The following is a 22,170-nucleotide window of genomic DNA, read 5'->3' on the forward strand; positions in this document are numbered from 1 at the left end:
TATAAACCTTGTTTTGATGAAAGCAATATTTACGATAGTATCCAGAAATTATCTGGGTTTGGCAAGAGTGCTGGGCGAGTCCCTGAGAATAGTGGAACCAGAAGTTCATTTTTATGTCTTCACAGCGGATACAGTTGATGTTGCAGTGCGGAATGAGTATCCTTTCACAATTATAGAAACAAAGGATACAGTGATTAAAGATCCTTTATTATGGAAGGAATGTGCTTTCAAATATAACGTTACCGAATTCTGTACTTTCTTAAAGCCATATGCATTTGAATACCTGTTCTCAGTATTGAATGTAGCAGATGCAATTTACCTTGATCCGGACATCTTCGCCTTCTCTTCTTTCAGTGATGTATGGACAGCGCTTGAAACAAAGTCCATCGTTGTAACACCGCATATCATGCAGTTGAAAAAAGAATATGATGGTGCTATTGAAGAAGGACAATTCCTGAATTATGGTATTTATAATCTTGGTTTTCTGGCGCTGAAGAGAAACCCGGAAGTGATGACATACCTGACCTGGTGGGCATTGAGATTAAACCGGTTCTGTTACGACAGTTCCAGGGAGGGATATTTCACCGATCAGAAATGGGCTAATTTCATTCCCGTATTCTTCAATGAGTCCTATTTCCTGTTGAATCATCTGGGGAGTGATGTGGCGCCATGGAATTTTCATGAGCGGGAAATTGTTAAAACTACAACAGGATATAAGGTGAAGCTGAGGACCGGCAATAGTTCTGAACAGGATTTGATCTTCGTTCACTTCTCCGGGCTGGACTTTAAGTCAATCGATCTGTCAAATCTATCTTATAAAGACGCAGGCATCAGCTATCACGATGATATTATCCAGTTAATCCGCTTCTATAAAGAAAAGCTTGATGAATTTTCATTCAACCAGTATTTCTCATTGGGATATGAGCATAAGTATTTTGATAACGGCACAGTCATCATTAATTTTTACCGTCGTCTTTACAGCGGGTATCTGAAGAAATACGGGCAGGGCTGGAAGGATCCTTTCTCAACTGCTGATGGTAGCTTTTACAACCTTTTGAAGCAAAAGGGGCTGTTAAGTAAACAGAATACATCCAATGTAGCTGCTCCTGTTTTGAATCAGCAGGGACGCCAGGATAAAAAGAAAAAAATAGAAATATTGTTCCGCCTTTTAAAGAAAGTTTTGGGATTTGACAGATTCATACTTCTGATGGAGTACCTGAATAATAACACTGAGCCGGAAAAGTTGGTTTATTTACTGGAGAACGATTCTCAAAAAAGAACAAATGACTAGAATAACTCCTGTCATATCAGTTGTTACCGTGGTATACAATGGTGCTGCTGCGATTGAAAAAACAATACAGAGTGTATTGAATCAAACGTATGAGCATGTTGAGTATATCGTTATAGATGGAAATTCAAAAGATGGAACACAGGACATTATAAAAAAGTACGAAGACCGGATCACTTTCTGGAGCAGCGAACCGGATAAGGGTATTTATGATGCCATGAATAAAGGTATCAGCAAATGCACTGGCCTGTTCACGATCTTTGTGAATTGCGGAGATTACCTGTACAGCGCGTCTACGCTTGCTTCAATTGTGGAAACGTATAACAGTGAATTGCAGCAGTATGATATGGTATATGGGAGAGCAAAGATCATAAAGGAAGATGGTTCCCTGTTCGATCTGACTTTCCCACATTCCCATGAGGAAATGTGGCGCGGTCCCTGCTTTCGTCATGGCGCCTTATTGGCCCGTACAATCATTCTGCAAAATGAACAGTTTGAAGTATCTAAGGAATTGAAAATTGCTGCCGACTTCGATTTTATTTACAAGTGTTATAAGAAGGGCTGTTCATTTGTTAGCATTGATATTGTGGTAATGGCTTTCCTGGAAGAAGGTGTATCTGATAATCCTTACCGGCATTTAAAAGACAGTATTTATATCCTTAAAAAATATAAGGACTGGAACCTGAAGACCAGGAAATACTACACGTATAAATATTCCCGTGTGGTGCTCAGTAAGTCGCCGGTACAGAAAATATATCATGGCATCCGGTTGTTCTTGCAGGAATACCTGGCTAATTACTGGATCAATAAAATTCCTTTTTACTTTATACGCCATGCATACTATAAAAAAATAAACGGCATCAGGATAGGGAAGGGCAGCAGTATACATCTCAATTGTTTTATAACAGGCAACAATATTGAGATCGCTGAGAATAGTGTTATCAACAGGAGATGTTTCCTGGATGGCAGGGGACGTTTGTTTATTGGAAATAAAGTTTCCATTTCACCGGAGGTACATCTGATCACCGGAGATCACGATTATAATTCTCCCGGCTTTCTGTTCAGGTCTAAAGACATTATAGTAGAGGATTATGTCTGGATCGGTTCCAGAGCTACTATCCTGCCGGGGGTAAAGCTTGGAACGGGAGCTGTGATCTGTGCCGGTGCTATTGTGACAAAGGATGTAGAGCCATTTGCAGTGGTAGCGGGTATTCCTGCGGTTAAGATTAAAGAACGGAACAGGGACCTGAATTATAATCCAAGCTGGTTCGCTTACTTCGACTAATTAGGAGGGAATAATTTTGTGCTATGAGAAACAAAGTAATATATATGTTGGATAAACTGGTAATGGGAAACAACCATGTCATGTTCAATTCCGCTATCAGTTTAATCATAGCCAGGATTTATAAGGATCACCAGGTCATTTTTACCGGAGAAAGTACCCATATTAATCAGGTGGCGCAGAACAATTCGTTTATAGAGAATCTGGTGTGCAGAAGTTACGAAGAATTACCTCTGCCGCAGTCCAATATAAAAAAATTGTTACCCTGGATTAAAAAAAAGCTGGGGGACTTATTATACATTGAAAAATTTTACCGGCGTACAAAGAAAGACGGTGCTGCCATTTTTTTTACCTGTCTAAGTACTACATCCCTCTATTATGCCTGTTTAAGGTTTAGGAACAGCCGGAAGCCTGTTTATTTTGTCCTGCATGGAGAAGTTGAATTTATCTTTAAAAAAGATGCAAGGTTGGTAGACAAGGTCAAAGGAAGGATATACAGGGCAACATTGGGTATGATGGAAAAACATATGCATTGTATCGTGTTGTCTGATATCGTGAAGATGGCGCTTGAAAAAAAGCAGGTTCTGACTTCGGAAAGGATAATAGCTATTGACCATCCAATCGTAGACAGGCAGATAACACACAGTGCATTGAATGCTGACACTATTATTTTTGCACATATAGGTTCGGCTATGCAAAAGAAGCGGTCTGAACTTTTCTGGGAATTGGCTGATAAATTCAGGAATGAGAGCATTCAGAGAAAAAGTGAGTTTAGTGTAATTGGTAAACTGGATCCTGAGTTTGTGGGACTGGCAACGGACAGCGTTAAAGTACTGTCAGAAAATAATCAATCTATAAGTCAGGAAAAATATGAGCAGTTTATTCATAACGCAGATTACGCAGTATTCACTTTTGATAACGATAATTATGTATATCGCGTAAGTGGTGCATTAATGGATGCCATACTTTATGGAAAACCCATTATTGCACTTAGGCAGGACTATATTGAATACCTGTTCCAGGTAGGAGGAAATATTGGTTTCCTATGTGATAATATGGATAAAATGCAGGAATTGATAAAAAGACTGATTAATAAAGAACCTGTATTGCTGGAGCAATATACTGTACAGCAACAGAGGTTAAAGGCTTTAAAAGAGATGTTTTCTGTTAAAAGTGTTGCGGAACAATTGAATAAACAACTTTGATGAATTCATTTGCAGATAGAGAGATCAGTAGCAGGATTTTTTTCACCCTGGCAATCACTTCAATTTGGGCTGTATTGCCTGTTGCTTCTGTGTTCCTGATCTTTTTTCTGATCTACAAAATGGATGAACGCTCTTACAATATTCCATACCTGCTCTTTCTGGTGTCATTATCTTTCGGTCTCATCGCTTATACAGCAGTTTCGGTAGACCGGGGGGGCGAGCCTACCGATATTACAAGATATGCGGCCCAATTCAGAACGTTGGCAGAAATACATACCTTGAAGGAATTCATATTCTCAGCAGTACTAACTGATGGCGGAATTTATGTGGTATTTCAATTGACCTGTCTGTTACTCGCAAAAACTTTTCCCACTAATCCCCAGGTATTGCCATTGTTCTGGGTAGCATTTGAGTATTTTTTTCTGCAGATGGCCATTTATGAACTCTCAATTTACCGGAAACCATGGGAGAAAAATACCTTCCTCATTCTTGCTATAACGCTGCTGTTTGGCACTTCTCTTTTTACTATACAGGTAGAATTGCTAAAGCAAAGCTCGGCCACTGCTTTGGCTGCATATGCTATTTTCAGGTATATGAATGGCAAAAAGAATAATGGCTGGATATTTCTGATATCCCTGTTAATACATTCATCCGTATTGATTTTTTTACCTATACTTTTGTTTGGGAAAAAGCAGTTTATTAACCGATATTACCTGCTGATACTTGGGGGCGCGTTTTGCCTGTCTCTTATAGATATTAACAAAGCTATTTCACTTATCCCGGTGGCGGGATTAGCTGAAAGGGCCAGTTTCTATGCTGATATTGAAGGATGGACGATCAATAAGATTAATTATGCACTTACATTTCTCTATACATTGATGCTATTGCTGGTGTTGTATGATTCAAGAAGGAAGAACAAGGACAACACTTTCGACAGACTGATGTTTAATACTATCATAGTTAGCTACTCAGTGTTGATTGCTCAGTTTCACAGTGTACACAACTTCGTGCGTTATACTTATCTGCATTCGCCATTTTATATAGTTACCTTCTTTTCAGTTTTTACCGGTAATATGACGAAGCTAAGCCGGCTCTATATAGCTATTTGTTTTATTTTAGTACTTATTTTTCTGAATATATCATATACATGGACATATTTGAACTCCACTTATACCAATTCATTTATGGATAATTCATTGACCAGATTGTTTACATCTAATGTATATGTATTTTTAAATTATAAAGCAGTAAACTAGTCATGGTAAAGATCGCTTTTGTTGATATTTGTGGAACACTGTTCAGGTCTAATACCACTATGGATTTCCTATCTGTAGAGAGTGAATCTTTCAGAAAAAAAAGGAGTAGCCTGTTTTACCGTTTTGTCAGCAAGATACTCCGTAAAACAGTCAACTATGATCTGATCAGAATACACGGTGTAAAAGAAATAAGCGGCAGGAAACGTGTAGACCTGGATAAGGCAGCTGCGGACTTCTATAATAATTTTCTTGCAACGCGTATGATCAGAGAATCTGTTGAGGTAATTAATGAACTGAGAACAGAAGGATACAGGATAATTTTTATCTCGGCAACTTTGGATTTTCTTGCAGAAACGATCAGCAGGCAATTGGGCGCTGACAAAGTGTACGCGACATCACTTAAATATATAAATGAAGTTTGTGCCGGAGAGATCAGCCGTGACTTGCTGGGCAGGAAACACCTTCTGGCAGAAACCATACTGCGGGATGAGAATGAGGTTGTAGGAGAGATAGCTGTAATAACAGATGATAAAACAGATCTGGACCTGGTATTGATGGCACAGCGCGTGTTTATTGTATCTCCGGATATTGAAGACACTTTCTGGAAGAAAAAACTAAAAACAGGATTCCGGATTATAAAAAAGTGAAAAGAACAATTAATGATACCATTTTTTACATATCTGCCTTATACATACTTTCTTAAAACCCGTCTTATTGGCAAATTTCAACGTGTTTCCTGGCTATTTGTCTATTTCTTTCCCGTTATTTTTATTTACATAGAAATGGGAACTGTTGTAAATATTTATGACTATTTACTGTTGTTTGTTGGAATTGTTCTGGTTAACTATGTATATGAGAATGGATATCTTGAGAATGATGTCAAAACAATAAAACAAGAGAATAATCCCACTCTGAGGTTAAATACTGAAGAGATCAGCGTAATAGACGATAAGTTTAGAGCAATATTTTTTATCAGGGTACTCATTGGGGTGTTGCTGACCACTGCCTACTTTTATTTAGCAGCTTTTGCTTCAGTAAAGGTCAATGCATACATGTTTTTATTTGTATTGATAGCATTGCAGATTTTATACATAATATATAACAGGGTTAGGAACCTCTTAAATCTTTTTTTGATTCTACCCCTGAGTTTGATAAGGTTTTTTGGATTTATCCTGCCTTTGATTCCAGAGAGGGAACTCGGTGCATTTATCACACTGGCCGTTTTGACCTATCCACTTTCCAAGTTCTTTGAATTTTCTACCAAGGAAAGATTCAGGAAGATATTGCCCTGGCTGTGGAACTTTAATATAGACAGATTTAGGATAATATACTATCTTATGTTGACAGTTTTATTGGGAGCCGGCTTTGCCTTGAAAATCCACCAATATTGCCGGATATTCTTTCTTGTATCAGCATTTTATCTTATTTACAGGTTAGTCGGTTTACTGGTTATAAATAATCAGAAGATACTTGCTGATTTCGGGAATAATTTTGGTAGAGACAAATGACATTAAAAGTTATATATATATTATGAGGTTTTCGGTTCTAATGTCAATCTATAAGAATGACAACCCAGAACATCTTGCGGAAAGCCTGAATAGTCTGTTGGAACAGACACTGCTACCGGATGAGATCGTCGTGATTTTTGATGGACCCGTTTCAGAGCAATTAAGTAAGGTCGTAGATGATATTTCTTTGATCCATCAGGGATTATTTAAAATAATCCAACTGGAGAAAAACGGAGGATTAGGAAAAGCACTGGGCATAGCTATGCAGCATTGCACTTATGATATCGTGGCAAGGATGGATGCGGATGATATTGCCAAGCCAGAACGATTCAGGAAACAGATTGAGTTTATAAAGGCGAATCCCAATGTGGATATAGTGGGATCCTGGATAGAGGAGTTCAATCATTCCACGAAAAATGTACTTTCGTTAAGAAAAGTTCCGGAAACCCATGAAGAAATTGTGCACTTCGCAAAATTCAGATCTCCTTTTAACCATCCTACTGTACTGTTCAGAAAGAAGGTTGTAATAGAGGCAGGCGGATACCAGGATTATGGTACATTTGAAGATTATCATCTATGGGCAAGGCTTATAGGAAAAGGGAGGAAGTGTTATAATATCCAGGAAAGCCTGCTTTATTTTAGAATGAATGAGAATATGATTAAAAGGAGGGGGGGATGGAAAAAAACGTTGGCAGAAATTAAATTACAACAATATTTTCTCTCAATTGGCTTTATAACCAAAATGCAGTTTATTCGGAACGTGATAACAAGAGGAGGGGCGAGAATAGTACCAGATAAATTACGAAGTATTGTTTATAAATTTTTATTGAGTAGTAAAGCACGATAAAATCTTATTAGTTAAATGAAAACGGCACTCATTACCGGAATCACAGGCCAGGATGGAGCATATCTTGCAGAATTGCTTCTAAAAAAGGGATATTTTGTTCATGGCATCAAACGCCGTTCTTCCCTGTTCAACACAGACCGTATTGATAATCTTTACCAGGATCCCCATGACGCCAATGTAAAGTTTAAACTCCATTACGGGGACCTGACTGATTCCACCAATCTTATCCGCATTATTCAGCAGGTGCAGCCTGATGAAATATATAACCTGGGGGCTATGAGCCATGTACAGGTAAGCTTTGAAACGCCAGAATATACCGCCAATGCGGATGGTATAGGGACATTGAGGATACTCGAAGCTGTCCGTCTGCTCGGTCTGACCCAGAAAACAAAGATCTACCAGGCTTCTACCTCAGAGCTTTATGGCCTGGTACAGGAAGTGCCACAGTCTGAAAGAACACCGTTCTATCCACGTTCTCCATATGCAGTGGCGAAAATGTACGCTTACTGGATCACGGTGAACTACAGGGAAGCATATAACATGTATGCCTGCAATGGTATCCTGTTCAACCATGAGAGCCCTCTGCGCGGAGAGACTTTTGTGACCAGGAAGATTACCCGTGGTGTGGCTAAAATAGCACTGGGTATGCAGGACAAACTGTATATGGGTAACCTGGATGCCCAAAGGGACTGGGGCCATGCTAAAGACTATGTAGAAGCAATGTACCTGATATTACAGCAGGACCAGCCGGAAGACTATGTCATAGCTACGGGTATCACTACTCCTGTAAGGGATTTCATCAGGATGGCCTTTGCAGAAGCCGGTATTGAGGTAGAATTTAAAGGCAGTGGCGTTAATGAGAAAGGAATAGTGAAAAGTGTGGCTGCCCATGTAACTGCTCTTAAACCGGGACAGGAAGTGGTAGCTATAGACCCTCGTTATTTCCGTCCTACAGAAGTAGAGCTGCTGATAGGAGATCCTACAAAGGCGCAGACGAAACTGGGCTGGAAGCCAAAATATGATCTGCCTGCACTGGTGACTGAAATGGTAAAAGCTGACCTTGAACTGTTTAAGCAGGAAAAGATGCTGAAGGAAGCGGGCTATAAAATTTTAAACCAATTTGAATAGTAAGATGCAGCAACAAGATAAGATCTATGTAGCCGGACATCGTGGTATGGTTGGTTCGGCCATTGTAAGGCGCCTGCAGAAAGATGGTTTTCAGAACATTGTGACCAGGACTTCCAAAGAGCTGGACCTCCGTAACCAGGAAGCTGTCAGCGAGTTCTTTGCTGAAGAAAAACCGGACTATGTTTTCCTGGCGGCGGCCAAGGTAGGTGGTATAATAGCCAACAATACGTACCGGGCTGACTTTATCTACGAGAACATCATGATCCAGAGTAACGTGATCCATGAGGCATATAAGAATGATGTGAAAAAGCTCATGTTCCTGGGATCGTCCTGCATATATCCGAAGCTGGCCCCACAGCCCCTGAAGGAAGATTATCTCCTTACCGGCCTGCTGGAACCCACTAATGAGCCTTATGCTATTGCCAAAATAGCAGGTATCAAAATGTGTGATGCTTACAGGGCGCAATATGGATGCAACTTTGTATCTGTGATGCCTACTAACCTGTATGGTCCTAACGACAATTACGACCTCAATAACTCACATGTACTGCCAGCATTGCTGCGCAAATTTCATGAGGCAAAAGTGAACGGGTCTCCGGAAGTTGTAGTCTGGGGAACAGGTTCTCCGTTAAGAGAGTTCCTGCATGCAGATGATATGGCAGATGCCTGCTTCTACCTGATGCAGCATTATAATGAAGATGGCCTGGTAAATATTGGCGTTGGGCATGATATCAGTATAAAGGACCTTGCTATTCTTGTAAAAGAGATAGTGGGTTATGAAGGCAACCTGGTATTTGATACCACGAAGCCGGACGGTACCCCAAGGAAACTGATGGATGTAAGTAAGCTGCATGGATTTGGCTGGAAAGCCAGGATAGAGCTGAAAGAAGGGATTACCAGTGTTTATGCGGACCTGAAAACATCCAAATGGAGCGAAAAAGTATGACGTCCCATAACTATATCTTTATTATGGCTGGCGGTGTTGGAAGCCGTTTCTGGCCCAAAAGCCGCAATGCTTATCCGAAGCAGTTCATAGACATACTTGGAATAGGCAGGTCTTTACTACAGCTTACATACGACCGTTTCCTGAAGGTTTGTCCAGCAGAGAACATCTTTATTGTAACCAATTCCGCTTATAAAGAACTGATACAGGAACAGCTTCCTGACCTGGCACAAGGTAACATCCTGTGTGAGCCTTCCCGGAATAATACAGCTCCATGTATTTCCTATGCAGCTTTTAAAATAGCTGCAAAAGATCCGGAAGCCTGTATGGTAATAGCGCCTTCAGATCACTTTATCCTGCATGAAGACGTTTTTGTGAACGATATCAGGCATTCCCTCGAAACAGTAGCCCGGAAGGATATATTACTTACACTGGGAATATCTCCCACAAGACCTGATACCGGTTATGGTTATATCAGGTTTGAGCAGAAGACAGAAGACCGTATCCATAAGGTGATACAGTTTACTGAGAAGCCGGTGTTGGAAAAAGCGAAAGAATTTCTGAAAAGTGGGGATTATGTCTGGAATGCTGGTATCTTTATATGGAGTGCCAAAACTATCCTGCAGGCATTTGAATTGCTTTCCCCACAGCTCTTTGATCTATTTAACCAGGGAAAAGACGTGTATAACACAGGAGAGGAACAGGCCTTTATCAACAAAAATTACCCGCTATCGCCCAATATTTCCATAGACTACGCCATCATGGAAAAAGCAGCCAACGTATATACCATGCCGGTTAACTTTGGCTGGAGCGACCTTGGAACATGGGCCTCACTATACCAGACAGCAGATAAGAACATCGGCATAAACAATGTGCTGGCAGGCGGTGAATTGCAACTGGAGGAAACGGAAGACTGTATTATTCATCTTCCAAAAGATAAGCTCGCTGTTATCCGTGGTTTGAAAGATTTTATAGTAGTAGACGATAAGGATGTTCTGCTGATCTATCCAAAATCATCAGAGCAGGAAATAAAGAAGATTACAGAAAGATTAAAGGAACAGGACAAAGGGCATTATTTATAATGTCCTTTTAAGTATCTGGCAACCTTTATTCGGCAGAAACAAAATATATTTGCAACTGGCAAGCAAATTATTATTTATGTTCAAGAACTGCATTACCCCTTCGGCTATATTATTATCATGTTGCCTGGCCGCCAACTTGTCCGTAAATGCCCAGAGTGCAGGACGCCAATATTCCCTGGGCTTCTACCAGGGAAGTTCTGAAGACCGCAGTTACCACTCTTCCCAGAGAGATTACATGGTACAGCCCACTTTTGACCTGCCCCAAGGCGATACCACCCGCAAACAGAGCTGGTTGTACCGGAAGCTTTTCCGTGAACACCTGCTGGAAGTAAAAGATGAAGATTACACCTTCTATGCCAGCATCCTGCCAGACCTTATGATTGGGCACAGCAATGACAATGGCACCGTATGGCTGAATACCCGTGGAGTAATAGCCGGCGGACAGATCGGTAAGAACCTGACCTTCCGGGCGGAATTCTATGAAAACCAGGCCAAACTGCCCGCATACCTGGATGCATATGGACGGGCAACTAATATTGTACCCGGCCAGGGCGAATGGAAAGCCTATAATAACGGGAAAGCTTTTGACTTTGCCTATTCTTCTGCCCTGATCAACTATAAAGCAGGTAAACATTTCGACTTTCAACTGGGTTATGATAAGAACTTTATAGGTGACGGTTACAGGTCAATGCTTCTTTCTGACGTTGGCTTCAACTATCCATTCCTGAAGGTCATTGCCAATATAGGACGTGTACAGTATACTACCATGTGGGCCCAGTTTATAGATATGCGTTATCCCAAGGCTTCTTATGATAATGGTTACAGGAAAAAGTGGGGGGTATTTAACTACCTGGACTGGAATGTAAGTAAGAAATTTTCTGTAGGCCTGTTTGAAACTGTGATCTGGCAGGATTCCGATTCTACCGGTAAACGCGGTTTTGATGCCAGTTACCTGAACCCGATAGTATTCCTGCGTCCGGTAGAGTTTTCTGTAGGATCGCCGGACAATGCGCTGATGGGTATTAACCTGAAATTTACTCCTACTGCCAACAGCACCGTATATGGTCAGTTCATACTGGATGAGTTCAAATTCAAGGAAGTGACTGCTGGTAATGGCTGGTGGGGTAATAAGTTTGGGGGCCAGATAGGTTTCCGTTCCAATAACATCTTTAAAGTACAGCACCTGAATTTCCTGACGGAAGTCAATGCTGCAAGACCATATACTTACTCCCAGCGTACCACCCTGAATAACTACAGTCACTATAACCAGGCATTGGCACATCCGCTGGGGGCCAACTTTGTGGAATGGGTGAATATAGCAGATTATCAGTATAAACGGCTGTTCCTTCGTGGGCAGATCACCTTGGCTAAGTATGGCCTGGATTCTGCCGGGCACAACTATGGCAAGGACATTAACGAGTCCTATACCAAACGTGCGGAAGAGTATGGCAATAAAATAGGTCAGGGTCTTAAAACAACTCTCACCAATGTACAGGGCACAGCTGCATTCCTGCTGAACCCTAAATACAACCTGCGCCTGGAAGCTACAGTTACCGCAAGGCAGGAAAGTAATAATGTGTGGAAGAATAAAGAATTGATCTTCCAGGTAGGATTAAGAAGCTCCTTCAGGCAGATCTATTACGATTTTTAAAAATGCTTGTTTAAAAAGAAAGAGGCTGCATCATACTTTTGATGCGGCCTCTTTCTTTTAAGGGGAGGGGCTTTTTTTTACTAACTTCGCGCCATGCATTACGTTACGGTAGAAGGACTAACAAAAGCTTACGGCGCCGGGCCGCTGTTCAAGGATATTTCTTTTCACATTGAAGAAGGGGACAAGATTGCCCTGGTGGCGCTGAATGGCGCCGGCAAATCGACTTTGCTCCGCATACTCTGCGGGCAGGAAACGCCTGATGCCGGAACTGTCTGGATACATAAAGATGTAACAGTAGTAATGCTGGAACAACAATCCGCCTTTGATCCGGCAAGCACCATTTCCGGGCATGTATTTTCCCAGGGGCACCCTGTACTTGCCGCTATCAGGGATTATGAACTGCTCACAGAAGAAGGGGAAGAACCTGACCTGGAAAAGCTGACAGCTGCCATTGAACGTATGGATGAGCTGAATGCCTGGCATTTCGATTCCAAAGTGAAGCAGATACTGGGGAAGCTGAATATTCACCACCTGGACCAGCGCATGGGCAGCCTTTCCGGCGGACAGTTAAAGCGTGTAGCTCTGGCTAAAGTACTGATAGATATAGGATTTGAGCACAGGCATACCCTGCTTATCATGGACGAGCCTACCAACCACCTGGACGTAAGCATGATCGAGTGGCTGGAAAACTACCTGGACCAGGAAAACGTAACGCTCCTGCTGGTAACGCACGACCGCTACTTCCTGGACAGTGTATGTAACGAGATCATGGAGCTGGACCAGCAGCAGCTTTTTGTATATAAGGGAGATTACGAGAACTACCTGGAGAAAAAAGCTGCCCGCGAAGAAAGTGATAAAGCCAGTGTGGAAAAAGCCCGTAACCTTTTCAGAAAAGAACTGGAATGGATACGGAAACAGCCGAAGGCACGTACTACCAAGTCAAAGTCCCGTATAGACGCCTTTGCAGATGTGAAGGAGAAAGCCAGTGTAAGACTGGAAAAGCAGCAGCTGGAGCTGAATGTAAAGATGACCAGGCTGGGTGGGAAGATCATTGAAATGAAGAAGGTGTATAAAGCATATGGCGATCTTCAGATACTGAAAGGATTTGACTATACTTTCAAAAAAGGAGAAAGGGTAGGTGTAGTGGGAAAGAATGGCGTGGGGAAATCTACCTTCCTGAATATGCTGCTGGGATTGGAGCAGCCGGATTCCGGCAAGATCAATACCGGCGATACCATCGTATTCGGTAATTATGACCAGCGGGGCCTTATTGTGAAAGAAGACATGCGGGTAATAGAATTTGTAAAGAACATAGCAGAAAACTTTCCCCTGGCAGATGGTACAAAAGTGAGCGCTGCACAGTTCCTGCAATTGTTCCTTTTTTCCCCCGAAAAACAATATACCTATATTTCCAAACTGAGCGGAGGGGAAAAAAGAAGATTGCACCTGCTCAGTATCCTGTTCAGGAACCCCAATTTCCTGGTGCTGGATGAGCCTACGAACGACCTTGACCTGCCAACCCTGAGCATACTGGAAGAGTTCCTGCTCACTTACCAGGGATGTATCATTATAGTAAGCCATGACCGTTATTTTATGGATAAGCTGGTAGACCACCTGTTTGTGTTTGAAGGCGGCGGCGTGGTGCGTGATTTTCCCGGAAACTATACCCAGTACAGGGAATGGGAGAAGAACGATAAAGATAAAGAGGAAACCAAAAGCGTTCCTGAAAGTCGTCCGCAGGCTAATGTTGTGCCGGCAGCCGAGGCTCCGGCCAAAGAGGTGCGTAAGATGTCTTTTAAGGAAAAGCGTGAACTGGAGTTACTTGAGAAGGAGATTGCTGCACTGGAAGCAGAGAAAAAAGAAATTGATGAGAAAATGGGAGCAGGCAATATATCTTATGAAGAGCTGGAGCCATTGTCCAGGCGTATTGGAGAAGTGATACAGCTGCTGGATGAGAAGGGAATGCGCTGGCTGGAGCTCAGCGAAATGAGTTAAGAATTTTCTTTTTGAAAAGGGCTGGCCAGAGGCCAGCCCTTATATATCAGTCCTTCTTTTTATCACGGATCTCTGATGCCTTCAGGTATACCTTCTTGCCCTTATCATCTACATAGTATTTCTTATCATTCTTATCGATATAAACTGTCTGGCCACCAGGTCCTTCTTTCCCCTTATATGTCTTATCTGTGATCTTCATAGCTCCTTTTACGGCAACAGAAGCTGTTTTGTTCCCAATCTTTCTGGCTGTGCTATCTATTTTTTTCTGTGCCATTCCGGTATGTCCCAGGAACAGGGCTGTAACTGTGATAGTAGCGGCTATAATACCCGGCCGCAGTGTTCTCGATATCATAATAATAAAATTTAAAAATTGTGAATGATCAATATGATCTGAAAACTAATTATCCAATTTTGATGCCAGCAACAGGATATATATTTTTAGGTAGTACTTTAAATAAATCGGTAACAGGTGGAGGATACCGCATATAATTGTCTGTCAGACAAAGAATTATGGCGAAAACTGATAAACGGAGAAGAGGATGCCCTGGCATTCATCTATGATACCTGGTTCCCATCCCTTTACAAATATGGAATGAAGATCCTGACTGACAGTACTATAATAAAGGATTGCATCCATGATTTGTTTACTACACTCTGGCAAAGCCGGAAAAATCTCTCAGATACAGATAATATAAAATATTACCTTTTTGCCAGCCTCAAGCGCAGGATAGCCAGGCATACCCGTACAGGTGTGCTGCAACGGCTGATGAGCCATATAACCCCAGACCACTCCGCAACCCCTTCCCATGAACAACTTTTAATAGATGAGCAATCCAACCTGGAACGCAGTAATAAACTGGCGAAGGTGATTAAAAAACTGCCTAAACGCCAGAAAGAGATCCTTTATCTCCGTTATTATGAAGGTCTGACAACGGAAGAAACAGCTGCAATCATGTCATTAAGTGTTAATTCAACATATGTATTGTTGTCGAAAGCACTTAATTATCTCAGAAAACACAGTGATGAGCTCATACCTGTCCTGGCTTATATTGCCAGCCGGGATATCAGGTTCTGAATATTGATCTGCTTTTTTTCAAAAAAGTTTTAAAAAGACGCTAAGATTTTTTTCTTCCGGTGCTTTACTATAAGAAAGTGATGCCGGAGGAGCGTATCAATATGTATAAAGACTATACTGTAACAGACTTCCTGCATGACGCATTGTTCCGTAAATGGGTAATTGATCCTGATGCTGAAACGGAGAACTTCTGGAAAAGCTGGTTGGAACAACACCCGGAGCGCCGGGAAATACCGGAGCGTGCCCGGGAGGTATTGCTGATCATCGGTTTTGATGAATACACGCCGGCGCGGGAAGAACAGGAAGAGGTCTGGTCAAGAATAAAATATACGATACAACAGCCGGGAAAAAGAATTGCCGCTATGAATGTATGGCGTTATGCTGCCATATTCTCAGGGCTGTTGCTGATGGCCGTCGCAGGCATCTTTATATACGGCAGGCAGCAGGTGCAGTATGCTACAGTTTACGGAGAGGTAAAGACCATCATTCTTCCTGACAAATCAGTGGTAAGGCTCAATGCCAACTCTGTGCTCCGGCACAGGCGTTACTGGCTATGGGAAAGCAGAAGAGAAATATGGATCAGCGGAGAAGGTTTTTTTACAGTAGTACATAAACAAAATCATCAACCCTTTTTTGTACATACAACAGACGTAGACGTAAAGGTAACAGGTACTGAGTTCGATGTAAATACAAGGCGTACAAAAACGCAGGTAGTGCTGAGCAACGGAGCTGTACAGCTGGACCTCAGAAATGATGGCCATCCGCTAATCACGATGAAACCCGGTCAGATGGTCACTTACTCTGCCGCTACAAACAAACTTGACAGGAAAGATGTGAACCCGTCAGATTACAGCGCATGGCGTAATAACATGCTGGTATTTACTGAAACACCGATAGCAGAAGTAGCTGCATCCCTCGAAGATAATCTTGGACTTAACATACATATAGAAGACACGACATTACAACAGGAGTTGTTTACCGGAAGCATACCAATGGACGACGCGGAGATATTTTTCAAAACACTATACAGGTCCTTTCATGTAAGAATAGAAAAAGAAAACAAGAACTATAGCATCAGGAGAAAATAACCTGCTATTGTAACAGATCTATCATTCAACCAACCTTAATCTAACGCTTATGCCTGGAAATTTCCTTAGGTGTATGGGGAGAAGTACTGCCCTTTTGTTACTGGTAATGGTAACAGGATATACTGCACGTAGCAGTAACTACCGGAACGTATGGCAACGTGGCCAGCCGTTCCTTTCGTTAACCGATACACATCCCGTCAGCACATCCGGCCGGCGGGCGCTGAAAGAGATCTTTGGCCTGCTGGAAAACCGTTATAAGGTCCGTATAAATTATACAGGACAGGTCATAGGTAGCATGCAGGCAGAGCCGCCCCAGGACAAGGGCACATCGGTCAGTTTTATCAGCTACTTCAACCAGTTCCTGCAGCCCCTGGGACTGGAAGCCGAGCAGGCCGGGAATGATCAGTACATTGTTTTCCGGCAGTTGCCGGTACATCTGCCTCCTGCGGGGAAAGAGACTGATAACATAAAACCTGTACCGTTACAGGTACAACCGGTAGTACTGAATATTGCCGGTATTGTTACAGATGATGGTGGTGTGCCTCTTCCCGGTGTGACAGTTGTAGTAAAAGGCACGCAGAATGGTGTGCATACAGGCAATGATGGCAGATATGAACTGAAGGGCGTACCGGAGAATGCGCATGTCATCTTCAGCTATATTGGCTTCAAAGCACAGGAGATCTTACTGAAGGGCCGCAAGGTGCTTGACGTAAAATTACTGACTGATGTACAGGCTGTGAAAGATGTAGTTGTAACGGGTTATTATGAGATCAAAAAAGAAAGTTTTACCGGTGTGTCTACTGTAGTATCGGGCGATGAGCTTAAAAGGGTAAATCCTCAGAACGTACTATCTTCCTTACAATCCTACGACCCGTCTTTCAAACTTGTAGAGAATAATCTTTTCGGTTCTAACCCTAACCGTATACCCAATATCAATGTGAGAGGAGCTACAGCATTGCCGGCCACCGATGTTTCGAAACTGACCAGGAGCAGTATACTGACCGGCTCTGTTAACCAGCCTACGTTTATACTGGACGGTTATGAAGTAAACGTGCAGACCATCTTTGACCTTGACCCTAACAGAATAGCCTCTATGACGTTGCTGAAAGATGCGGCGGCAACAGCTATTTATGGCTCCCGTGCAGCAAACGGTGTAGTAGTGATACGTACCAAAGCGCCTAAAGAAGGCAAGCTCTCACTGAACTATACTTATGATATGAACATCAATGCACCGGACCTGTCAGATTACCATGTATTGAATGCAACAGAGAAACTGGAATACGAGCGGCTGGCCAAGCTGTATGAGAGTAATGAAGTAGATGATCCCGTTACATTGGAAATGCAGTATTACCAGAAAAAGAAGAACGTGCTGAGCGGCATCAATACATATTGGCTGTCGCAGCCATTGCAGGTGGAGCTGGGGCATAAACATTCAATTTACCTGGAAGGCGGAACGCCTGTTATAAGGTATGGTATTGATGCCCGCTATCAGACAATGAATGGTGTAATGAAAGGCTCTTCCAGGAAACGTTACGGGCTTACAGCATCACTGTCTTACAATGTGCAGAACAAGCTGCAGTTCAGGAACCTGTTTTCCATATCGCAGGTAAAGGCTACGGAATCTCCCTACAGGGAATTTTCCAACTACGTAAGGATGAATCCTTACTATCCGAAAACAGATTCAACCGGGCGATTATTACGTGCGGTAGATAAATGGAATTACCGTGAAGGAGCGAATGCATCAGTAGGTTCAACTACTGTGTTGAACCCCATGTATGAGGCTACTATAGGGAGCTTTGAGGAGACGGACTATGTGGAGTTCATAGATGCTTTTTCCGGTGAGTGGACAATTATACCGTCACTGAAATTGCGTGGGCAGATATCTCTTACAAAGAGGAAATCTACAGCAGATAAATTCGTTTCTCCGCTGAGTAATGAGTTTTATAATGTAAGCGGAGATGATCTTAAGGACAGGGGGCGGTATACTTATGGCGATGAAGATTTCTGGCAGGCAGATGGAAGTGTTACGTTGAGCTATAGTAAACAATTGCGTGGTCATTTCCTGAATATGTCTCTTGTGGCAAACATGCAGGACAAGAAGAATGACAGTAAGACTTTTGAAGCAAAAGGATTTACGAATGACAGGTTTTCGCAGATAGAATTTGCACGAAAGTATGCAGATGGTTCTCCCAGTGGAAGCTTTGCACAGGAACGACTGGTTGGCGCTTTCCTGAACGTTAACTACTCTTATCAGAACAGGCTGCTGATGGACGCTACAGTGCGTACAGACGGTTCTTCCAAGTTTGGTACCGATTCACGCATGGCTACTTTCTGGGCATATGGTATTGGCTGGAATATGCATAATGAAAAGTTCATTTCCCGAAATGTGATCAGCCAGCTGACACTACGTGGTACTACGGGTATTACCGGTGATGTATCTTTCCCTGCATACCTTTCAAATACTACTTACCAGTATTATAGTGACGATTGGTATTCTACCGGGGTAGGCAGTGTTTTCATTGCATATGGCAATTCAGCACTCAGGTGGCAGCGTACGCGTAACTATGATGCAGGTTTTGAGCTGGACCTGTTTAACGGAAGATTTTATATCAACCCCAAATACTATTACAAAAGAACGAAAGACCTGCTGGCAGATATTATTGTACCGCCATCCGCCGGATTTACTGAATATAAGGCTAACCTGGGAGAGATGGTGAACAGGGGCTTTGAGATCAATCTACGCAGCAATGTATTGAGAGGTAAAGACTGGTCTTTCAATGTATTTGCAAATGTGGTAAGCAACAGGAACCGGATCGTAAAGATCTCAAATGCACTGAAGAGCTATAATGATAAGGTGGATGACAAGCAGGAGTCTGATCCTAACCTTAACTCGGTGCCGCTGTTGCGTTACCAGGAAGGGCAATCGCTTTATACGCTGTATGCTGTTAAGTCGCTCGGTATAGATCCGGAGAATGGCAAGGAGATCTTCGTAAAGAAGAACGGCACTCTGACGCATGAGTACAGTGTGAAGGACATGGTACCTGTGGGAGACCAGACAACCAGGCTGGAGGGCTCTTTCGGAGGTAGTGTGTTTTATGACAACTGGCAGATGGAAGTAAGGTTCTATGGAAAAGGTGGTGGAGATACTTATAATCAGACGCTGGTAGACAGAGTGGAGAATGCTGACCCCAGGTATAATGTAGATGCCAGGGTATTAAGCTCCAGGTGGAAGCAACCGGGAGACCATGTGTTGTATAAGGATATTGCAGATCAGGGCAGTACCCGCACTTCTTCCCGTTTTGTGCAGAGAGATAATGTAGTGGAGCTGAAATCTGTTTACCTGGCCTATATGGTGCCGGCATCTGTGATACGCCGGTATAAGATGAATAACCTGCGCTTCTCTCTTAACATGAACGATGTGTGGAGGACTTCTACTATAGAGGCGGAACGTGGTATTGATTATCCGTTTGCAAGAAGTTTCACCTTCTCACTGTCTACACAATTTTAAATTTATGAAAGCAATATATACACTTATTATAGTGCTGATGATGCTGAGCTCCTGTTCCAAATGGCTGGACGTAGCTCCGCAATCTGAAGTGTCGCAGGACGTATTATTCAGTACAGAAGATGGTTTCCAGGAAGCGCTGAACGGAGTATACAGCCGTTGCGCAAGAGAAGATAGCTATGGAAAGGAGATCACCTGCGGCTTCCTGGATGTGCTTGCACAGAACTATTCTATAACCTCTGCCGATCCTGAACGTTACAGGCAGACTTCGCTCTTCAATTATACTGATAATTCCTTCATGCAAAGGAGGGATGATACCTGGAAGGTGCTTTATTCGGCCATTGCCAATACTAACCTGATCCTGCATCATATACGTGGGCAGGAGAAGCTTTTTACAGGAAATAAATTTGCGCTGATCAGGGGGGAAGCGCTTGCATTAAGAGCGTACCTGCACTTCGATGTACTGAGGATCTTTGCACCATCTTATGCCAGTAATCCTGCAGCGAAAGGGATTCCTTATGTAGCATATTTTACGAAGGATGTTACACCGGTGAGCACAGTTAGCCAGGTAATAGATTCGGTTATCAGTGATCTGACCACCGCGAAAGAGCTGTTAAAAGGTTCGGACCCGGTTTTGTCTCCCGGGTATGTTGTTGGTTATCCTATAAAGGATTCCAGTACAGAAATGAATGGAGAGCTTTTTCTGCAGCAGCGCCGTCACCGGCTCAACTATTTTGCCGTATGTGGTACGCTTGCCCGTGTGTACCTCTATAAAGGAGATCATGTCAGGGCGTTCAGTAATGCGCTGGAAGTGATCAACGCTAATAAATTTCCATGGACAAGACAGAATGATTTTCTGAATCCTGATGATGAAAAGAAAGACAGGATACTCTATAAAGAGCTGGTGTTTGGCTGGTATATTCCTAACACTACGGATGCTATCAGAGGGCGTTTCAGGAATGGTGACCAGAGTCTGGCTATCAAGACCAGTGAAGGGGGCATTGTGTATGAAACAGGAGGAGCGGGCGGAGACGATTTCCGGTACAAGCAATGGTTCTCAGAACAGAGTGATGCGCTAGGCACACATCTGCAGGTAGAGAAGTATACCAGGGATGGGGATGCCAACCTGCATTACCAGATGGCGCCGGCTATCAGGCTGAGTGAAATGTATTATATAGCTGCAGAATGTACGTTTAATACAGACCCCGTAAAAGCATGGACTTATTTCAATGTGGTGAGATTGCACAGGGGAATAGGTACAGCGATTACTAATGAGCCGTCTAAGGAGATCTTTATGACGGAGCTTGTAAAAGAATACCGTAAGGAGCTCTATGCTGAAGGGCAGCTATTCTATACATATAAGCGCCTTAACAGGGCTATAGTGGGACAATCCGGCGTCAGCTTCGGCCCGTCTGACGCCATCTTTGTACTGCCGCTGCCTGACGATGAAATTCAATTTGGTAACAGATAATACCTTACTGCCGGATGAAAAATATACTACTGATAATTATCCTGTTCTGCTTATTATCTGCCTGTAAAAAGGAGGAAACACCTGCATACAGTACTGATGATAATATATACTTAGACTTTACACCTACTGTTGATAATGATAAGACAGACAGTATTGTTTATTCTTTTGCCTACTTCCCGGAGAAGCAGGAAGATACTGTATATATACCTGTGAGGATTTCCGGGCGCCGTGTATCAAGAGACCGCAGGTTCATTCTTACCACTGTCGATTCAACAACAAGCGCTGTTGCGTCCCTGCATTACAGACCACTGGAAAAAGAATATATCATGTCTGCCGATTCCGGGCTTTGTCTTGTACCACTCATCCTGATGAATAAGGATAGTGTATTGAAGCGTACGACGTTCACTATAGGACTTACATTGCAAAGCACCGGTGATTTTGGGGTACAATTCCCTTTGCAGAATAAAGGCCTGGTGAAAGTTTCCAACAGGCTGGAGAAGCCTTTGTGGTGGGATGTGTGGATGGGCGAGCTGGGCGCCTATTCCCGTGTAAAGCATGAGTTGTTTATCCGGGTATCCGGGACAACGGAGCTGCCGCCTACCCAATCAGATTATATGGTTACTCCGAAAGCGTTGTATCATACAAGAAGGTTCAGGTCTTTTCTGCAGGACCCTTTCAGATGGGTGGAGACCTATGCAGAAGAGGGTTATGTGATAGTATTGCAAGCTGATAACAATTATTACTTCTACAGTAGCAGTAATCCCGGAAATAAATACCTGCTGGAGAAAAACAGCGATGATGGTAAGTATTATTTCAAAGATGAAAATGGCAACCGCATCATCTGAC

18 protein-coding genes are annotated in these 22,170 nt (G+C 42.7%); 17 read left to right on the forward strand and 1 reads right to left on the reverse strand.

Annotation, left to right across the window (positions count from 1 at the left end; all coding sequences use genetic code 11):
- Positions 1–16 precede the first annotated feature (16 nt).
- The 12 genes from GO493_RS04140 (at position 17) to GO493_RS04195 (ending at position 14,185) form a co-directional block, all read left to right on the forward strand.
- Entirely contained in the window at positions 17–1,291 is a 1,275-nt protein-coding gene (locus tag GO493_RS04140; protein ID WP_157304832.1) for a hypothetical protein, read from the forward strand.
- Positions 1,284–2,573, forward strand: coding sequence for a glycosyltransferase (locus tag GO493_RS04145; RefSeq protein WP_157304833.1), 1,290 nt, complete (start codon positions 1,284–1,286; stop codon positions 2,571–2,573). Before GO493_RS04140 ends, GO493_RS04145 begins: the two co-directional genes overlap by 8 nt.
- Positions 2,574–2,596: 23 nt before the next feature.
- Positions 2,597–3,775, forward strand: a complete 1,179-nt coding sequence (locus GO493_RS04150) for a glycosyltransferase family protein (RefSeq protein ID WP_157304834.1) — start codon at positions 2,597–2,599, stop codon at positions 3,773–3,775.
- Positions 3,775–5,031 carry an EpsG family protein gene (locus tag GO493_RS04155; RefSeq protein WP_157304835.1) on the forward strand — a complete coding sequence of 419 codons (1,257 nt, stop codon included), beginning with the start codon at positions 3,775–3,777 and terminating at the stop codon, positions 5,029–5,031. Before GO493_RS04150 ends, GO493_RS04155 begins: the two co-directional genes overlap by 1 nt.
- A gap of 2 nt (positions 5,032–5,033) precedes the next feature.
- Complete coding sequence (locus tag GO493_RS04160; protein WP_157304836.1) at positions 5,034–5,678, forward strand: HAD family hydrolase; 645 nt, start codon at positions 5,034–5,036, stop codon at positions 5,676–5,678.
- 135 nt (positions 5,679–5,813) lie between these two features.
- Positions 5,814–6,539: a hypothetical protein gene (locus GO493_RS04165; RefSeq protein WP_157304837.1), complete on the forward strand. Its 726-nt coding sequence runs from the start codon at positions 5,814–5,816 to the stop codon at positions 6,537–6,539.
- A 22-nt stretch (positions 6,540–6,561) separates the two neighbouring features.
- Positions 6,562–7,386 carry a glycosyltransferase gene (locus GO493_RS04170; RefSeq protein WP_157304838.1) on the forward strand — a complete coding sequence of 275 codons (825 nt, stop codon included), beginning with the start codon at positions 6,562–6,564 and terminating at the stop codon, positions 7,384–7,386.
- Positions 7,387–7,401: 15 nt separating this feature from the next.
- Positions 7,402–8,514, forward strand: a complete 1,113-nt coding sequence (gene gmd / locus GO493_RS04175) for a GDP-mannose 4,6-dehydratase (protein WP_157304839.1) — start codon at positions 7,402–7,404, stop codon at positions 8,512–8,514.
- A 4-nt stretch (positions 8,515–8,518) separates the two neighbouring features.
- Entirely contained in the window at positions 8,519–9,460 is a 942-nt protein-coding gene (fcl, locus tag GO493_RS04180) for a GDP-L-fucose synthase (RefSeq protein WP_157304840.1), read from the forward strand.
- Complete coding sequence (locus GO493_RS04185) at positions 9,442–10,539, forward strand: mannose-1-phosphate guanylyltransferase (RefSeq protein ID WP_198315473.1); 1,098 nt, start codon at positions 9,442–9,444, stop codon at positions 10,537–10,539. The genes fcl and GO493_RS04185 overlap by 19 nt, the downstream gene beginning before the upstream one ends.
- Positions 10,540–10,615: 76 nt before the next feature.
- Positions 10,616–12,190: an MBL fold metallo-hydrolase gene (locus GO493_RS04190; protein ID WP_157304841.1), complete on the forward strand. Its 1,575-nt coding sequence runs from the start codon at positions 10,616–10,618 to the stop codon at positions 12,188–12,190.
- Between the two features lie 93 nt (positions 12,191–12,283).
- Entirely contained in the window at positions 12,284–14,185 is a 1,902-nt protein-coding gene (locus tag GO493_RS04195; RefSeq protein WP_157304842.1) for an ABC-F family ATP-binding cassette domain-containing protein, read from the forward strand.
- Between the two features lie 46 nt (positions 14,186–14,231).
- Here GO493_RS04195 and GO493_RS04200 read toward each other — a convergent pair whose 3' ends face one another.
- Complete coding sequence (locus tag GO493_RS04200) at positions 14,232–14,537, reverse strand: hypothetical protein (RefSeq protein WP_157304843.1); 306 nt, start codon at positions 14,535–14,537, stop codon at positions 14,232–14,234.
- 117 nt (positions 14,538–14,654) lie between these two features.
- Between GO493_RS04200 and GO493_RS04205 the strand changes: the two genes are divergently transcribed.
- From GO493_RS04205 to GO493_RS04225, 5 genes are all read left to right on the forward strand, one after another.
- Positions 14,655–15,260 (forward strand): RNA polymerase sigma factor, encoded by a 606-nt coding sequence (locus GO493_RS04205; protein WP_157304844.1) that lies wholly within the window; start codon positions 14,655–14,657, stop codon positions 15,258–15,260.
- Between the two features lie 80 nt (positions 15,261–15,340).
- Positions 15,341–16,348, forward strand: coding sequence for a FecR domain-containing protein (locus GO493_RS04210; RefSeq protein ID WP_157304845.1), 1,008 nt, complete (start codon positions 15,341–15,343; stop codon positions 16,346–16,348).
- Between the two features lie 73 nt (positions 16,349–16,421).
- Positions 16,422–19,856, forward strand: coding sequence for a SusC/RagA family TonB-linked outer membrane protein (locus GO493_RS04215; RefSeq protein WP_232538728.1), 3,435 nt, complete (start codon positions 16,422–16,424; stop codon positions 19,854–19,856).
- 4 nt (positions 19,857–19,860) lie between these two features.
- Entirely contained in the window at positions 19,861–21,324 is a 1,464-nt protein-coding gene (locus GO493_RS04220) for a RagB/SusD family nutrient uptake outer membrane protein (protein WP_157304847.1), read from the forward strand.
- 14 nt (positions 21,325–21,338) lie between these two features.
- Positions 21,339–22,169 carry a DUF4843 domain-containing protein gene (locus GO493_RS04225; RefSeq protein WP_157304848.1) on the forward strand — a complete coding sequence of 277 codons (831 nt, stop codon included), beginning with the start codon at positions 21,339–21,341 and terminating at the stop codon, positions 22,167–22,169.
- Position 22,170: the final 1 nt, after the last annotated feature.

Source organism: Chitinophaga tropicalis, from assembly GCF_009758205.1.
Lineage (GTDB): Bacteria > Bacteroidota > Bacteroidia > Chitinophagales > Chitinophagaceae > Chitinophaga > Chitinophaga tropicalis.

Excerpts from the sequence above, each read along its gene's own strand:
- GO493_RS04140 (WP_157304832.1), top strand. The coding sequence starts at position 17 with ATGAAAGCAATATTTACGATAGTATCCAGAAATTATCTGGGTTTGGCA.
- GO493_RS04145 (WP_157304833.1), top strand. The coding sequence starts at position 1,284 with ATGACTAGAATAACTCCTGTCATATCAGTTGTTACCGTGGTATACAAT.
- GO493_RS04150 (WP_157304834.1), top strand. The coding sequence starts at position 2,597 with ATGAGAAACAAAGTAATATATATGTTGGATAAACTGGTAATGGGAAAC.
- GO493_RS04155 (WP_157304835.1), top strand. The coding sequence starts at position 3,775 with ATGAATTCATTTGCAGATAGAGAGATCAGTAGCAGGATTTTTTTCACC.
- GO493_RS04160 (WP_157304836.1), top strand. The coding sequence starts at position 5,034 with ATGGTAAAGATCGCTTTTGTTGATATTTGTGGAACACTGTTCAGGTCT.
- GO493_RS04165 (WP_157304837.1), top strand. The coding sequence starts at position 5,814 with ATGGGAACTGTTGTAAATATTTATGACTATTTACTGTTGTTTGTTGGA.
- GO493_RS04170 (WP_157304838.1), top strand. The coding sequence starts at position 6,562 with ATGAGGTTTTCGGTTCTAATGTCAATCTATAAGAATGACAACCCAGAA.
- gmd (WP_157304839.1), top strand. The coding sequence starts at position 7,402 with ATGAAAACGGCACTCATTACCGGAATCACAGGCCAGGATGGAGCATAT.
- fcl (WP_157304840.1), top strand. The coding sequence starts at position 8,519 with ATGCAGCAACAAGATAAGATCTATGTAGCCGGACATCGTGGTATGGTT.
- GO493_RS04185 (WP_198315473.1), top strand. The coding sequence starts at position 9,442 with ATGGAGCGAAAAAGTATGACGTCCCATAACTATATCTTTATTATGGCT.
- GO493_RS04190 (WP_157304841.1), top strand. The coding sequence starts at position 10,616 with ATGTTCAAGAACTGCATTACCCCTTCGGCTATATTATTATCATGTTGC.
- GO493_RS04195 (WP_157304842.1), top strand. The coding sequence starts at position 12,284 with ATGCATTACGTTACGGTAGAAGGACTAACAAAAGCTTACGGCGCCGGG.
- GO493_RS04200 (WP_157304843.1), bottom strand. The coding sequence starts at position 14,537 with ATGATATCGAGAACACTGCGGCCGGGTATTATAGCCGCTACTATCACA.
- GO493_RS04210 (WP_157304845.1), top strand. The coding sequence starts at position 15,341 with ATGCCGGAGGAGCGTATCAATATGTATAAAGACTATACTGTAACAGAC.
- GO493_RS04215 (WP_232538728.1), top strand. The coding sequence starts at position 16,422 with ATGGGGAGAAGTACTGCCCTTTTGTTACTGGTAATGGTAACAGGATAT.
- GO493_RS04220 (WP_157304847.1), top strand. The coding sequence starts at position 19,861 with ATGAAAGCAATATATACACTTATTATAGTGCTGATGATGCTGAGCTCC.
- GO493_RS04225 (WP_157304848.1), top strand. The coding sequence starts at position 21,339 with ATGAAAAATATACTACTGATAATTATCCTGTTCTGCTTATTATCTGCC.